Annotated in this window: 1 protein-coding gene; it reads left to right on the forward strand. The window is 71.1% G+C overall.

Translation table 11 applies throughout. The features are described 5' to 3' along the window. On the forward strand, positions 1-374 hold a 374-nt coding region (locus tag ACLEQD_RS45255), incomplete at both ends, for a hypothetical protein (protein WP_410392049.1).

Genomic DNA, 374 nt, shown 5'->3' on the forward strand with positions numbered 1-374 from the left:
CGCGGTCCCAGGGCGACATCGTCCATGACCGCGCGCTGTCCTACGTGGCCTTCACTGAGGCCGACGCCGAGGCAGGGACGACGTCGATGCGCGTGATGGACGCGGCCACCTGCACCGCGAAGGACTGTCCCCTCCGGACGCTGCTCCAGGTTCCGGGGAACACGCTGTTGCTCCAGGCCGGAGGGACGACCGTGCTCGCGTCGGATGCGACCCAGGCGTGGCTCATCGACGTGCCCTCGGGTGCCGTGACGGAGCTGGGGACGGTGGCGGGCCCGTCCGTGCTGCTCGGGGGAGGCAGCCACTACAGCGTGTTCGACAGGGCAGGGCACCTCCAGGTGTTCGACACCGCCACGCGCACCCTCCAGTGGGAGCGG

It is taken from the genome of Corallococcus sp. 4LFB, from assembly GCF_046520365.1.
Taxonomy (GTDB): Bacteria; Myxococcota; Myxococcia; order Myxococcales; family Myxococcaceae; genus Corallococcus; species Corallococcus caeni.